Source organism: Actinophytocola sp., assembly GCF_045807065.1.
Classification (GTDB): Bacteria; Actinomycetota; Actinomycetes; order Mycobacteriales; family Pseudonocardiaceae; genus Actinophytocola.
Window position 1 is genome coordinate 1 of record NZ_JBJMIE010000683.1, and the last position, 15,037, is coordinate 15,037.

The window sequence follows — 15,037 nt, forward strand, 5'->3', positions numbered from 1 at the left end:
CCGGCGTGCCTCCGCGCGCCGCTCCTCATCCGCCCGACGCCGAACCTCCGCCTCACGCGCCAACTCCGCCTCGCGGAGGGCTGCCGCCTCCCGCTCACGAGCCTCACGCAGGTCCCGCTCCTGAGCCTCACGCTCCAACCGCGCCTGTCGGAGAGCATCCTCGCGGCGTGCCTCATCCGCCTGGCGGCGGACCTCAGCCTCACGCTCCGCCTCACGCAGTGCCGCCGCCTCCCGCTCACGAGCTTCCCGCTCACGAGCCTCACGCAGGTCCCGCTCCTGAGCCTCACGCTCCAACTCCGCCTGCCGGAGCGCCTCCGCCCGACGCTCCTCATCCGCCCGGCGGCGAACCTCGGCCTCACGCGCCAACTCCGCCTCACGGAGCGCGGCCTCCCGCTCACGAGCCGCCCGCAAGTCCCGCTCCTGAGCCTCCCGCTCCAACCGCGCCTGTCGGCGTGCTTCCTCGCGGCGTGCCTCATCCGCCCGGCGCCGGACCTCGGCCTCAGGTTCCTGCCCGCCCCGCCGCGCGGCTTCCGCCGTCCGCGACGACCCGGCCCGCGCCCTCGCTCCGGACCCCGCCGCCCCGTCGGAGTCCGACTCGTCCCGGTCCGACTCGTCCCGGTCCGACTCCGTGTCCCGGTCGGACTCCGACTCGGAGTCGCGGTCGGGCTCACCGTTGCGGTCCGAGTCCGAGTCCGAGTCCGAGTCGCGGTCGGACTCGGTCTCGGCTGCCGACTCCCGGTCGCGGTCGCGGTCCCGGTCGCGATCGCGATCGCCGTCGGTGGCGGACTCCGAAGCCGAGTCGGAGTCCCGCTCCTGCTCCAGCTCCGGCCCTGCCGCGCGGACCGACCCCGACCTCGACGCCGAAGCCCGCGCACCGGACGCCGCGTCGGACGGCTCTCCCCTGGTCTGTCCCGAGGGCTCGGCCGGGCGGCGCCTGGCCTCCTGGCGGGCGCGGTCCGCGGTGTCGCGCTGGAAGATCTCCTCGCGGCGGCGGACCTCGCCGTCCCAGGCGCGGTACTGCTCGTCCAGGCGGTCCCGGCCGGCCTGGCGCGCCCGGTCGGCGATGGCGGCCTGCTCGGCGGCGCCGTACTCGGTCCGGTCCCAGACCACCCGGGTCGTCTGGGCCTTGTACTGCTTGACGGGCTTCTTGCCGAGCAGCCCCTTCACGTACTTCGTCTCGGTCTTCACGCGGCGTTCGTAGGTCGCCCAGCCCGCGTTGCCGTCCGCGCTGATGTGGCCCGCGGGCGAGGTCTCGACGGCGCCCTTCGTGGTGTGGATGTCCACCTTGTACCCGAGGCCCGCGAGCGCGTCCTGCAGCTCGACCACGGCCTCGCCCTCGTCGGCGCGGGAGGCGACCAGCAGGATCGACGGGTCGTCCGCCTCGTCGTACAGCCGCTTGAACGTCGGGCTGCTGGCCAGGACCCTGGCGAACTCGCCCGGCCTGACCCGGACGTCGGAGTGGCGCCCCTCATCGCCCACCTGCAGGACGAAACGGTCCCCGGCGACGTCGACCGCGACGAAGATCGGGTCGGTCCACGGTGCCGGCACGACGCTCTCCGGCCGCTCCGCGATCCTCGACAGCGCCTCGCGGGCCGTCTCGCCGGGCCTGGTGCGCACCACCGTCGGCCGGCGCCGGGCGTTCCTCGCCCAGTCGTCCAGGGCGTCCGCGCGCTCCTCCGGCCCGAACGCCAGGCCCCGGGCGTTGCGGGAACTACCCAGCCGGCTGCTGAGCACGGCGTCCCGCCGGAACTCGATGGACCTGCCCTCGGCGTCCCTGCCGCGGAACTTCTCGTTCGCCGACGACGGCATGCCGCCCACGCCGTGCACCTGGCCGCCGCCGGTCGTCGCCAACCCGGGGTCCGTCTCGACGTCGCGGTCGAACAGGCCGCGCAGCTCGGCGATCTTCCGCCGGTAGCTGTCCTTGCCGGCCGACGCCGTGTCCAGGTACTCGAAGTGGCGGCCGTCCGGGGTGCGCACGAACGGGCCGGTCCTCCCGTCACGGGCCAGGCCGGTGAGGCCGGACTCCTTGCCGGACTCGACCTGGCCCGTGCGGGGGTTCACGAAGACCGACTGGTTCGAGTAGGAGGAGAAGTCCGCCTGGTAGTACTGGTGGAACTCGTCGAAGAAGTTCCGCACGTCCGCCGCGGTGACCTCGCCGCCGTCCGGCCTGCCGGCGCGGTGCGCCAGGTCCCGGATGAACTCGTACGCCGTCGCCGCGTCGTGCTTGCCGCGCAGGTAGCCGCCGATCGGGTCCGAGTCGACCATCGCGCGGGCCAGGCGGAAGTCGCGCTCGGTGGACCACAGGCCCTCGTGCCGGTTCATGTACCGGACCGCGCCGCGGTGCTCCGGCTCGCGGTCGTGGCGGGCCTGCTCGTCGCCGAACTGGTTCTTCGAGTTCAGCTTGTCCATGTCGTGGAACAGGATCGCCTTGGCCACGGCCTCCCGGGACACGAACCGGGCGCCGTCGTCGTCGCCGCGGGTCAGCGACAGGAACTGGTTCAGCACCATCTGCGCGTGCTCGTGGTAGACCACCGGCGAGCCGGTCTCAGCGGCGCGGTACTGCCTGTTCTCCCCCTGCGGGGCGATGACCTCGGCGAACTTCCGCCCCAGGGTGTCGTGGGAGTCCCGCGCCTTCTCGTCGACCCGGCCGGTCAGCTCGTCCACGACGTGCTTCGCCGACTCCGGCCGCGGGTTGGTCAGCTCGCTCTCGATCACCTCGCGGAGGCGGTCGCCGACCTCCCGGTGGTGGCCGAACACGGCTGGGTCGCTCTTCTGCGTGTAGCCCTGCTCGTAGCGCTCGCGCCAGCTGCCGAACTCGTTGGGGAACGGCGCGCCGGCGCGGGTGTCGAAGTCGGCCTTGTTCCGCAGCGCGTCGGTCGCGATCGTGGCGCCGATCTGGGCCATCGTCGCGAACTCCGGCACCCGCCTGCGCATGAAGCCGTCGACCTCGGCGTGGCTCACCTGGCGCAGCGGCAGGTTCTCCAGCACGTCGCCGACGTTCGAGGCCGCCGTCTGGCTGACGCGGTCCGCCAGCTGGCGCCGGTACCGGGGGTCGACCAGCCCGAAGGACGGGTCGCGGTTGATCCGGTCGCGCACCGACTCCTCGAGACCGTCGGTGATCTTCTCCTCGAACAGCCGGCGCTGCGTGTCGGGGTCGACGTCGACCAGGTTCTCGGCGAGGGCCTGGTCGATGGTGTCCTTGCGGACGCCGTCGATGACCGGCCCCTGGACGATCTCCCGCAGCGCCGTGGTGTCGATCGCCAGCGGCGCGTTCGCCACCGCGGCCCGCAGCGCGGGGTCGCGCCGCACGTCGGCCAGGACGTCGTCGAGGAACCTGGTGAGCCGCTGGCCGGACAGCCAACCGCTCGTCTCGCCGCGGTTGGCGTGCTCGGCCAGCGCGTCGCTGTGCGCGGAGTCGGTGGCCAGCCGGGTGAAGTGGTCGGCGAGGTGCGTCGCGACGATGTCCCGCAGGGTGTCGCGCAGCGCGTTCTCGAACGTCCCCTTGTCCAGCGCCGCGAACCGGCCGTCCGCGATGGCGTGGTCGGCCAGCGCGTTCGCCATCGGGGTGACCACGGTGTCGCGGAAGCTGCCGTGGTGGCTGTTGCCGTGCTGGATCGAGTCGGCCAGCTCGGCCAGGGACGCCACGCCGCGCGGCACGCCGGCCCCGGCGGGCCCGTTCATCCCGCGCACCATCATCTCGGCCGGCCGGGTGAAGCCCGCCGCGAACTTCCGCAGCGAGTCGCCCAGCTCGGTGAGCACCCGACCGCGGTCGACCGGCGGCGCGACCTGCTCCACCAGGGTCTTGGTGACGCCGCCGACCTCCCGGCGGATCGCGTTAGACACCTGCTCCAGGTTGCGGGCGGTGGGGCCGTAGGAGTTGACGAACGTGTTGAGCGTCGCCCGCAGCTTGTCGGCACGCGGCGCGGGGGCCTTGCCGCCCCGGCCGCCCTTCCTGCCGCCGTCCACACCCGGGATCGCCTCGTCAGGGCTGAAGAAGGCCGACGTGCGCTGCCCGGCCGCGACCTCCGGCTCGGTCCACAGGACGTACGCCTCGCGCAGCCGGGCGGCCAGGGCACGCAGCTGCTTCGGGTCGTTGCGGAACCCGTCGAAGCGCACCTTCCCGTCCTGGTCGCGCTTCCAGTGGAACCACGGGTCGTTGTCCGGTCCGAGGTCCGTGGAGGAGAAGTCCGGCCTGATGCCCAGGCGCTCGTAGAGGTCCGAGATCGGTTCCACGCGCCCGGACAGGTCCGGGCGGGCGTGCCCGGTGCTCTCCGGCGGCACGTAGGTGACCAGGGAGCCGTCGAGCGCGTGCGCGCGCAGGTTGTCGAGGTCGGCGCCGCGCATGCCGAACTGGTTGACGTCGCCGCTCTGGTCGACGTTCAGCGTCCGGTCCCGGGCGGCGTCCACACCCTCCGGCCGGGCGTTCTCGCTCGCCTCGAGGTAGGTGTCGAGCGGCACCAGGTAGGAGCGCAGCAGCGGCGTCGCGTGCGTCTCGCCCTTCTGGACCTGGTCGTTGCGGTACTTGGCCACCCACTGCACGGCACGCAGCGGGCGCCCGCCGGAGACCCACGCGACGTTCGCCTTGCCGGTCGACGGCGTCACCTTGCCGGTCGGGTCCTGGTGGACGTCCTTGTGGTCCGAGCCGGGCATGGCGGTGTCGAACACGGCGGTGTAGACGCGCACGTAGTGCTGGCCGGCGATCGTCTCGACCTCGAACTCGCCGCGGTGCTCCAGGTGGTCGGCGCCGTCGGCGGCCGACTTCGTCGGGCCCGGGTAGACGACCCCGGTCCGGCCCAGCTCGACGGCCTGCTTCGTGCCGAGGAACCGCGGCACGCCGGCCACGTTCGCGTCCACCACGTGCACCGGGCGGCCGGTGACCGGGCCGTAGGACCGCCAGTCGCCGTCGTTGCCGAGGACGTGCACCCGCAGCCCGGTCTCGGCGGCGACTGCGCCGAGGTCGAAGCCGCCCCGGCGGCGTTTCGCGGCCTCGTCCAGCGCCTTGGTGATCCGCCGGTACTCGCTGGGGGCGTGCGGGTCGAGGCTGCGCTTGACGGCGTCGAGGAGGTTCGCGACGGGGCTCGCCCCGCCCTCGGCGATGACCGCGTGCGCGCCCTGCCGGTCCAGCTGCGCCTGCTGCGCGGTGCTCAGGACGCTGTGGGCGAGCACACCGCCCGCCGGCAGGGTCGGCGACTGCTGCTGCCTGCCGTCACCCGGGCCAGCCGCCGCCCGCCGCGAGTTGCCGGACGCCGGGGGCTCGGCGGCGTCGGCGGGTTTCGGCGTGAACGGCGCGTAGACCGGGTCGAGCCGCGCGCCCCTGGGCAGCATCATGAGGCCGATCTCCGTCGGCTTCGTGCCCAGGTTCGCCGGCAGGCCGTCCTGGCCGTCGATGTAGAGGGGCCGGCCGTCGGGGAGCTTCTCGACGATGAAGTAGTGGCCCTTCTTGTTGGCGTGGTCGGTGAAGACCATCGCCTTCGCGCCGACGGGCACCTGCGGGCGCGAGATGATCCGGTCGATCGCGTCGAAGTCCGGGACCCGGCGGAACCGGCGGCCGGTGACCCGCTCCATGTCCTCGGTCCTGACCGGCGCGCTGGGGCCCGCCTCGTGCACCTCGCCGTGCTCGATCGTGTTGTAGGCCTGGATGGTGGCGGGGGCGCAGTTCGTGCGGGCACCCGGGACGCGCTTGTCGAACCTCGGCTTGTTGACCATCGGCACCAGCGGGCGGGTGGACCGCATGAAGGCCGCCGCGTCGTCGGTGTTCTTGAAGCTGCCGAGGGAGATCCGGTTCGGTGAGTGGTCCACCGGGTGGACGCCCTGGGCGGCCTCGGGCATGCCGCCCAGACCGCGGACCCGGTTCGGCGCCACGAAGAACGCGTCCTCGCCCCGGCTCCGCGCCGGCGCCTCGTTCATCGGCGCGACCGGCTCGTCATCCGCCCAGAACCCGTCCGCCGCGAGTCTCGCGTTCGGCATCCGCGAGTTGCTCGCGGTGGGCTCGCCGTCGCTGTGGCCGTCCTCCTGCCAGAACCCGCCGTCGGCGTCCGGCGTGCCGTCGCCGCGGTCCCGGCCGAAGGACCGGATCGTCTCCTCGGCGCGGTCGGCCGCGTCCTGCGCCCGGCCCGCGAAGTCGTTCCCGATGCGGCTGCCCGCCCGCATGGTGTCCAGCACGAAGCGGTTCCCGTCCTCGTTCAGCGAGGGGAAGTTCTCGACGTGCCGCTGCGCGCCGCGCCGGGCGTCCATGATGGACGGACGGACCTGGCGCCGCGCGTCCCGCGCGGAGTCGCGCGCCATGACCGGGCCCGCGTGCGCGGCGTTGGTGGACTCCCGCTGGATGCGCTCCCGCTCGGCCTTCTCGGCCCGCGCGCCCCTGGCGACCGCCGGCTGCCCGTTGCGTTCCGCGGCCTTCGCGAACTCCTCCGCACGTGCGGCGTCGGCGGCCGCGTCGGTCGCCCTGCCCGCCTCCCGTGTCGTCTTCGCGGCCGCCTGCGCGGCGGCGTGCGCGGCGTCGCTGACGGGCTGCGCGGCACGGGCCGCAACGAGCTGGGTGTCGTACTCCTGCTTGGTGGCCCAGTACTTCGCCCGCGCCTGGTCCCGCTTGGCCTCGGCGGCCGCGCGCTCGCCGTGGTCGGTCGCCTTGCCCTTGCCCTTGCCATTGCCCTTGCCGTGCTGGCGCAGCCGCAGCGCGTCGAGCTCCTTCACCGCGTCGGTCCACGCCTTGCGGGCCTCGCCGTGCGCGGTCACCGCCGTGGTGAGGGACTCGGGCAGCGGCTTCGCGGCGTCCGGGTAGTGCCGGATGGCGAAGGCGTCGGACACCAGCATCGTCGCGACACCCGCGCCCGCGTCGTCCGCCGCGCCCTTCTTCCGTGCCACGAAGAGGAAGTTGGCGTCGTGCAGGTCGACCTGGGTGATCTTGCCGTGGTCCTCGTTCGACTTGGGCGTGGCGGCCTTGCCCTTGCTGGACCCCTCGCCCTCCAGCACGCTCTCGTGGCCGCCGAGCCTGACGTTGTTGGCCTGCGTGCCCGCGAACACCGACCCGAAGTTGTTGCGGCCCTCGGTGAACGAGTTCCTGCCGCCCGGGTGGGTGACGCCACCGCCGCCCTGGACGGGCAGGCCGGCGACGTTCGCGTCGTGGCCGGTCTTCGAGCTGGTCTTGTCCGTGTAGGTGGTGTCGGACTTGGCCTCGATGTCCACCCAGTCGCTCGCCGAGGACAGCCGCGGCTCGTCGTCGAGGCCGAGGTGGACCTCCACGTCGAAGTCCGACAGCGGGAAGGTGAACCTGCCGGCCATCATGTCGGGCGTCCCGGCCTTCACCGCGGCGAGCGTCACCTCCGACCTCAGCTCGGCGATGGCCCGCGACGGCAGCTCCTTGACGCCGGGTACCCGCATGAGCGCCTGCTCGACCCGGTTGCGGAACTCGGTCATGTCGCCGAAGTAGTGCTCGGCGATGAACGTGCCGCGCTCGTAGCTCGGCAGGTCTGGCTTCGCGGCGCCCTGCTCGGTCAGCGCCATGTGGCCGGGCTGGTCCCGCCACCGGCCGGTCTGCTCGGCCGTGGCCTTCTTCGGGTACGGGTTCGCGTCCGACCACGGCTCGGGGTCGGCCTCGCCGAGCCTGTCCCCGGTCGGCTCGGGGAACGACTCCTCCGGCAGCTTCAGCATGGTGACGTCGCGCCGGGCCGCCGAGTCCTTCGCGACGGTCTCCCTCGCGACCTCGTTGCCGTTCTCGTCCAGCCCGAAGTCCCGCTCGATCCGGATGTCCAGTCCGATCGTGCCCGCGTAGGCGGCCATCGGGCCGGACGTCTCGGCCGACTGCTTGTGGCTGTTCGAGACGCTCCGGGAGGTTTCGTCGTCGCGGCGGCCCAGCGACGCGTCAGCGCCCAGGCCGCCCGCCAGGCCGCCGCTCGCCGGCCCGTGCCCGGTCTTGTCGTTCGCGGCGGCCGGGTCGGCCTTGCCCGTCATGGCGATGCCGGGCCGCGCGAACACGCCTGCCTTGCCGACCGTGTGCCCCGAGGACTTCGAGCTGGTGTCCCCCTTCGACACGGAGTCGCTGACCGCCAGCTTGTCGACGTGCTCGATCCCCGTGAACGCCGGGGTGTCGACGAAGTGGGCACCGACGCTCAGGTAGTACGTCCTGCCCTTCCAGCGACCGAGCGAGCGGCGCAGTGGCGCGATCTGCGCACCGTTCAGCGCGGCGCTCGCGGCCCGGTTCACGTTCGCGAGGACGTGGTCGACCATGCCGTGGTTGTCGTGTTCCGCGTCGTACCGGGACTTCGGCAGCAGCGCGTCGGCGCCCTCGTTCCCGAGGCTCTCCGCCAGCCTGGCGTGCAGGTGGCGCATGCGGTCGCGCACGTCGACGGTCGTGGTGATCGCGCCGACGCCCAGCGAGACGCCCTTGCCGCCGACGACGGACGCGGGCGCCGGCAGCGGCGGGACGGCCTCCTCCACGGGATTCGAGTCGAAGCTCTCCTGCCGGGACATCTGGCTGGCCGACATGGTCGCGAAGCTGTCCTCGGTGGCCGTCCTGGTGATCGGCTTGCGGGGGAAGGAGTTGGACCTGGGGGTGGGCCTGCCCTCGGACCGGGAGCCCTCGGACCGCTCGCCGGTGGACCGGGAACCCTCGGACCGGGAACCCTCGGACCGGCTCTCGGAGCCCGAGTCCGATGCCGGCTCGGACCGGGTCTCCGAAGCAGGCTCGGACCTGGTCTCCGAAGCCGAGTCGGGGGTGACGGCGGAGCGGGTGTCCGCCCTGGCGTCGCCGATCGCCTTCATCGCCGCGATCTGCTCGTCCGTCGCCCACATGAGCATGCCCTTGGGCTGGTCGAAGCTGACACCCGCGCGGCCCGGTTCCTTGCCGGGGAACAACTTCGCCTTGTCGTAGTTGTTCGTGTACTTCGCGTCGGACACGACGTCGGCCGTGTAGTCCGTCCAGACCAGGGTCTCCTTGACCAGCCGCGCGCTCTTGACCGTGGTCTCCGAAGAACTGGCGAAGTCCGACGCCTTGCCCTGGCCCCACCGCAGCTCGAAGGGGGTGGCCTCGCCGCCGACGATGCCGCGGAACCGAACCACGGGGTCCTCGCCGAGCGGGCCGCTCACGGGGAGCACCACGTCGCCCGCGGTGACGCCGAACGACGAGGACGTCTTGTCGGCCCGGCCGACACCGCTGCCGGAGCCGTAGGTCTTCTCGATCTCCTGGAACTCGTGGCGCGGGACCGGCCGCGGGTTGAACGGTGTGATCAGCACCGAGGAGCCGACCTCGAGCGTGTTCCAGCCCCGCTTCCAGTCCCGGTCTACGCTGATCGGCTCGAAACGCCGCCTGCTGCGCCGCAGCGCGTCCGGGGTCAGCTGGTCCTCATCGGTTCGCGAGCTGTGCGGGACCTTCGCGCGGCCGTCGGGGCCGAGCGCGTCGACCGGGTCGCCGGACGCGGCGTGGACCCGCTCGTCCAGGGCGTCGCCGATGTGGTCGGTGCCGAACACCGCGACCACGTCGACGTCGTCGAGGATGCGCGGCGCCTTCCTGGTCAGCTGGTTGGGCTTCGGCACGAAGTCCATCGTGTGCCTGTTCGTCGGCGCCGGGGTCTCGAACTCCCTGGCCCGCGAGGAGGTCAGCTGCTCGGGCACGAGCACGCGGAGCGGGATCTCGTGCGACGGCAGGGTCTGGGTGACCCGCTCGGGCGCCGACCTGCCCGGCAGGCCGACGCTCGGGTGGAAGGTCGACGTGACGGTCGGCGTGATGGTGAGCTTCATGCCGAACGGCCACATCTTCTGCGTGGCGGCCTTGCCGTCGGCCGCGGCGTCGCCGTGGGTCCGCTTCGTGCCCTCGCTGCTCCTGGCGGACATGTCACCGGAGCTCGACCACAGCTTGCTCTTGCCCACGTTCAGGTTGCCCGCGTGCGACAGGCCGCTGTCGCCGAGCGGGTGCCAGAACCTGGGCTGGAGGCCGATGTCGCCCTTCCTCGACCGCTCGCCGGACAGCTTCGACGAGAGCTTCTCCTTGGCCTCGCTGGTGAAGGTGAACTCGTCCGGCCTGCCCGCCGGCCTGATCTCGTCGAGCGTGGCCTTCAGGGTGACGGTGCTGCCGAACTCACCCGGCAGCGCGTCCTTCGGCTTGACGGTGAAGCTCATGCCGCGGTCGGTGAGCATCGTGTCGACCAGCTCGGACAGGTGCTCGTCCGAGATGTCCTTGCGCAGCCCGTCGCTGCGGGACAGCAGCCGCTCGATGCTCGCCTTGAGCCCACGCGAGTACGAGGCGACCTTGACGTCGCCGAACTCCACGACGTAGTCGCCGCGGGTCATGTGGTACCACTTGCGGCCCGGCAGCTTGCGCAGGCTCTGGGCCACCGCCCGGTAGATGTTGTCGCCGCCCTTGAAGTCGTCGACGACCGCGCCGCCGAGCGACCTCCTGGACTGGATCCACGGCGGCGGGAACCGCTGCTCGGTCGCGTCCAGCGGCGTGGCGTCCGCGCGCGGCGGCACCAGCCCGGCGTCCGCCGCCTTGTCGTACGAGGTCGACTGGTAGGTCACGATGTCGCCGTCGAGCGTCTTGATCTCGCCGCCCAGCGGCCGCACCTGCAGCACGTGCTCGGTGCGGTACCGGACCTCGTCGCCGGTCTTCGCGACCGACGTCCGGTAGAGGTCCTTGGCGGTGTGCTCCATGCTGTGCGAGGAGTTCATCGAGCCGCCGAACGCGGGCCCCGCACCGAGGTAGAGCGTGTTGGCGACGTCGCCGCCCACACCCACCATCAGGGAGCCCTCGGCGCCGCGGGCCGCGCTGTCCTTCTTGGTCAGCGTGTCCTTGACGAACCGGCTGTCCGTCGCCTTCACGTCCGGCACGGTGTTGATGACCTCGACGCGCCTGGCGACGGCGCGGACCTCGAACATGCTGGCCTTGTTGGACCACCGCTTGCTGTCCGGACCCTTGACCAGCGACGGGGACCGCTGCCAGCCCGCGTCCGGGTTGCGGCGGATGTCCTCCTCGGTCACCGCCATCCTGTGCCAGTTGGACTTCAAACCCGGGTCGCTGACGAGGTTCTGCAGGTCCCCGCGGCCCGAGGAACGGACCTCGGTGAGGCTCTTGGGCAGGAGCTTGGCGGCCTGCTCGAAGAAACCGTTGCCGCGCTTGGTGTTCGTGAACAGCTCCTCGATCCGCGGCGCGGCGGGGAGGGTCTTCGGCTTCTCGATGACGAACGCGTCGTCGCCGCGGCGCCCGAGGTTCAGCGGGACGTCCACCTCGACCTTGCCGGTCTCCGACCGGTTGTGGCCCACGCCCGCCGAGTCGGTGACCTGCCCGACCAGCTGGCCCTTGCCGTTGACGATCTCGTAGGACAGCTCCACCGGCACCCGCACCCGGTGCAGTGCCTTGACCTCGGCCTCGGTGGACTGGTTGGTCTTGCGCTGCCCGGAGACCTCGTGGGTCTCGTTGGGGGTGAGGGTCCCCCCGGCCTTGACGTTGACCACCAGCGGCGGCATGGCCGACATGTTGGCTTGCTTGGTGATGCCGCCGTCGCGGCTGGTGGAGGTGCTGTTGGTGGAGATGGTCTTGTTGTCGCCGCCGGGCTTCATCGTGCCCGCCTCGGCGGCCGGGTCGACGACCTCGGCCAGGTCCCACCGCTGCGTGGCCTTCGGCCGCACCTCGTAGACGTCGTCACTCGTGACGAGGCGGTACGGCTTGCGGTTCTCGCCGACGAAGGGCCGGTAGTCCGAGGTGACCTCGTGGTGGAGCTGCCTGAGCTTGTCGTGTCCGCGCAACGCGGGCACCGCGTCGCCGATGGTGCGTGCGGGGTTGACGCCCGTCAGCGCCGACGGGTTCTCCGACCTGCCCGCGCCCCGGTTCTCCAGCATGTACTCGGGAATCCCGGACCGCACGGTGTGCCCGGTGATCGGGCCGGTGAGCACCGGCGCCGGCGGCGGGGCCGGCGGCGCGGGCGTGCTCGCGGTCTCCTGGGTGGTGCCCCGCGTGCTCTGGGTGTTCTGCTGGTTCGGCTGGTCCTGGTCCTCCGACCAGAACCCGTCGCCGAGCCGGTCGTGGCTCGCGCCCGAGGACAGCGACTCCAGCTCGTGACTCTCGTCGATGGTTTCGAGCTGGCGGTTGGTCCTGGTCGCGGGCGCGTGGGGCGTGTTCGGGAAGTCGGCGGCGGTCGCCGGCGCGCTGTGTGACGGGGCCGAGGAGTTGCGGTACTGGTACAGCCCTTCGGCGATGTCGTGGGCGAGGGCGGGGCCGTCGGAGTCGACCAGTGCGTGGCTGACGATGGACACCGCGTCCTGGAAGCGGCCGGCGGGCAGGCCCGACTGCCAGCCCGCGTCGTAGAGGACCCGGATCGCCCGGCGCCGCAGCCCCTGCCGCACCTGCGCCGGCAGCTCGCCGAGCGCGTCGCGGGCGTCGTCGCGCATCGTGCCGATCTCGGTCAGCTGCTCCGGGGTGGACGGCCGGTGCGGGCTGCGCCGCGGCGACGACGGCGGGGACGGCGACCGGTTCGGCGAGGCCTCCGACGACGACGGCGGGTCGATCGGCCGGCCGTCCGGAGCGAACACCCGCTCCGGGCCGCTGGTCGGCACCAGCTGCCGCCAGCCCTGCTTGGTCAGCTTCAGCCCGGCCTCGTCGCCGGTGACGAAACCGGCCTTGTCCAACGCCTTGAACGCGTTGCCGAACTTGTTCGGCGCCAGGTGGAACTGCTCCCAGACCTCGGCCGCGCTCTTCATGTCGCCCAGGCGCCGGAAGCCGCCGTTGAAGGCCAGCACCCGTACGACCTGCTCGATGTCCGGAGTGGACTTCGGCAGCGCCGCCCGCACCTTGTCGACGATGTCATCGGCGTGGATGGCGAGCAGGTCCTCGACCGCGGGCTGCGGCAGCAGCGACCCGGAGTCGGAGTCCGAGTCGGGCAGCAGGCCCACCGGGTTGCCCAGGTGCGCCCTGGGCCGGCCGCCACCCTGCGACTCCGCCGGCATGCCGAACGTCGCCGGGTCGCCCCACTGCTGCATCCACGGCCGCAGCGTGGTGATGGTCTCGGGCTTGACCGGCAGCTCGGCGAGTGCCTCCAGCCGCTCGTTCAGCCGCTGCGCCAGGCGCTGCGCCACCGGCATGGTCGCCACGTCGTGGCCCTGCTCGGTGACCCCGTGCACCAGGCTCTGGAAGGCGTCGCGCCGCGGCCCGTTGTTCAGGTGCGCGCGGGCGGTCAGCACGGCGCGGCCGAGCATCAGCTCGTGCAGGTCGTCGTTGCTCAGGTAGTGCAGCTTGGTCCCGTCGAGGTTCGCCTCGCTGTACTCCTCGGCACGCGCGTCGACCGCGTCCACGACGTGGTCCGCCGTGGTGAACGGCACGAACGGCGAGTGCTCGCCCATCCGGCCGGCGCGCCAGTCCATCAGGTCCATCGTGTCGAGCAGGTCGAACAGGTCCTGCGCGACCTTCTTGACGCTCTCGCCGCCGATCTTCTTGCGGGAGATCATCGTCTTGAGCTTGTCGTCCCGCAGCTCGTGCGGCGAGAGCAGCTCGACCTCGCGGCCGGAGCCGTCGGCGTCCAGCTTCACCGTCGCGGGCCGCTCCCCCGGCACGACGGAGACGCTGACCTCGAAACCCAGCACGTTGCGCGAGCCGATGGTCGACGAGGCACCGGCGCCCGACAGCGGGTTGAAGTGGGAGACCTGGCCGCCGTGCGGGACCGACGGGTCGTTCCTGCGCTGCGTCTGGTACTCCTGCTGGAGCTGCTGCGCGGCCCGGTTGATGTGCTCGACGAGCCCCTGTGCCCTGTGCGCGTCGAAGTTCAGGAAGCCGGCCTCACCCGCGGTGATCCGGAAGTCGAGGTCCTTGATCTCCCGGCTGCCCTGCTGCATGGCGAGTGCCGCGCCACCGGACAGGAACGGCTTGAGGCCGTAGCCCTTCAGGACGTTCGAGAACCACTCGGCGACGTCGACGGCCTCCCGCACGCGAGCCGGCTTCGGGCCGTCGCCGGACCACGAGCCGCCGTCCGGCACGACCGTCCGCTGCTCGGCCAGGTCGCCGCCGCGCTTGGCGTCGGCGAAGTCCTGCCGGGACGGCATGCTCGTCTGGCCGTCCGACACCCGGCCCTGGTGCCCGCCGCGGGAGTCCGGCGCGTGGTAGCGCCGGTTGGCTTCCCGCACCGAGGGCAGGTCGCCGATCCGCGACCGGCCGCGGTCGCCGGGTGTACGGGGCGGCGCCGGGAACTCTTCGTGTGGGACCGCCGGTTGCACGGTGAAGCCGATGTCGCGGTGCCGGTTCGACACGAGCACCAGGTTGCGTGGCTTGAAGGTGACGTCGGAGTCCTCCAGCTTCGCGGTCATCGGGCCCTTGTCGTCGACGACTCGGCCTTTGCCGTCCTGGTGCTGGAAGATCGGCTTGTCGGGGCCCTCCTCGAAGTACTCGTCGTACAGGCCGACGAAGTGGCCGATCTCGTGCGCCAGCTTCTTGCCGGACAGGTTCACCGGCCAGTTGAGCTGGTTCGCTTTGATGCGCGGCCCGCCGATGTTGATCACGCCGTGCGCGCCGGCGCGGGTCGGCGTGAAGTCGACGGTCACGTGGAACTGGCGGCCGTTCGGGAGGCGGTTGCCCTGGTTGTACAGCTCCTCGACGCCCGCCTTCACGCGGTCCCGCAGGTCCCTGAGCTGCTCGGGCGTGGCGTCGCCCGGGTCGAGGTAGAGCTTCACGTGGTGGTCCTGCACCGGCACGCCGCCGATGTCGAACGTGCGGACGTCGTGCGCGATCGGGCCGCGCCAGGTGCCCACTCGCGTGCCGTCGAGCGTGATGATCGAGTCCGTCGTGAGGCCGCCCTGCTCGCCCCGCACCCGGCCGCCGGGCGGCAGCGACCGCGCCGTGTTCGCGATGACGTCGGACGGGACTCTGTTCGCCGCCGGGTCGAACCACGGTGCCGTGGAGTCCTCGCTGTGCCGCCACTTCAGGTCGTCGAGGATCGCCTGGACCGGGTCCTCGCGGAGGATCGGCGTGCCCTCCGGCGGGTCCCACGTGACCTCGGTCCTCGGCGCGTCCGGCTTGGGCGCCTCCGCCTGCTTCAGCGAGTCCTGCGGGACGTGGCCCGCC

1 pseudogene is annotated in these 15,037 nt (G+C 72.3%); it reads right to left on the reverse strand.

Features of this window, described 5'->3' with window-relative positions:
* A pseudogene (locus tag ACJ73U_RS40280) lies at positions 1–15,037 on the reverse strand (hypothetical protein); the annotation flags it as partial.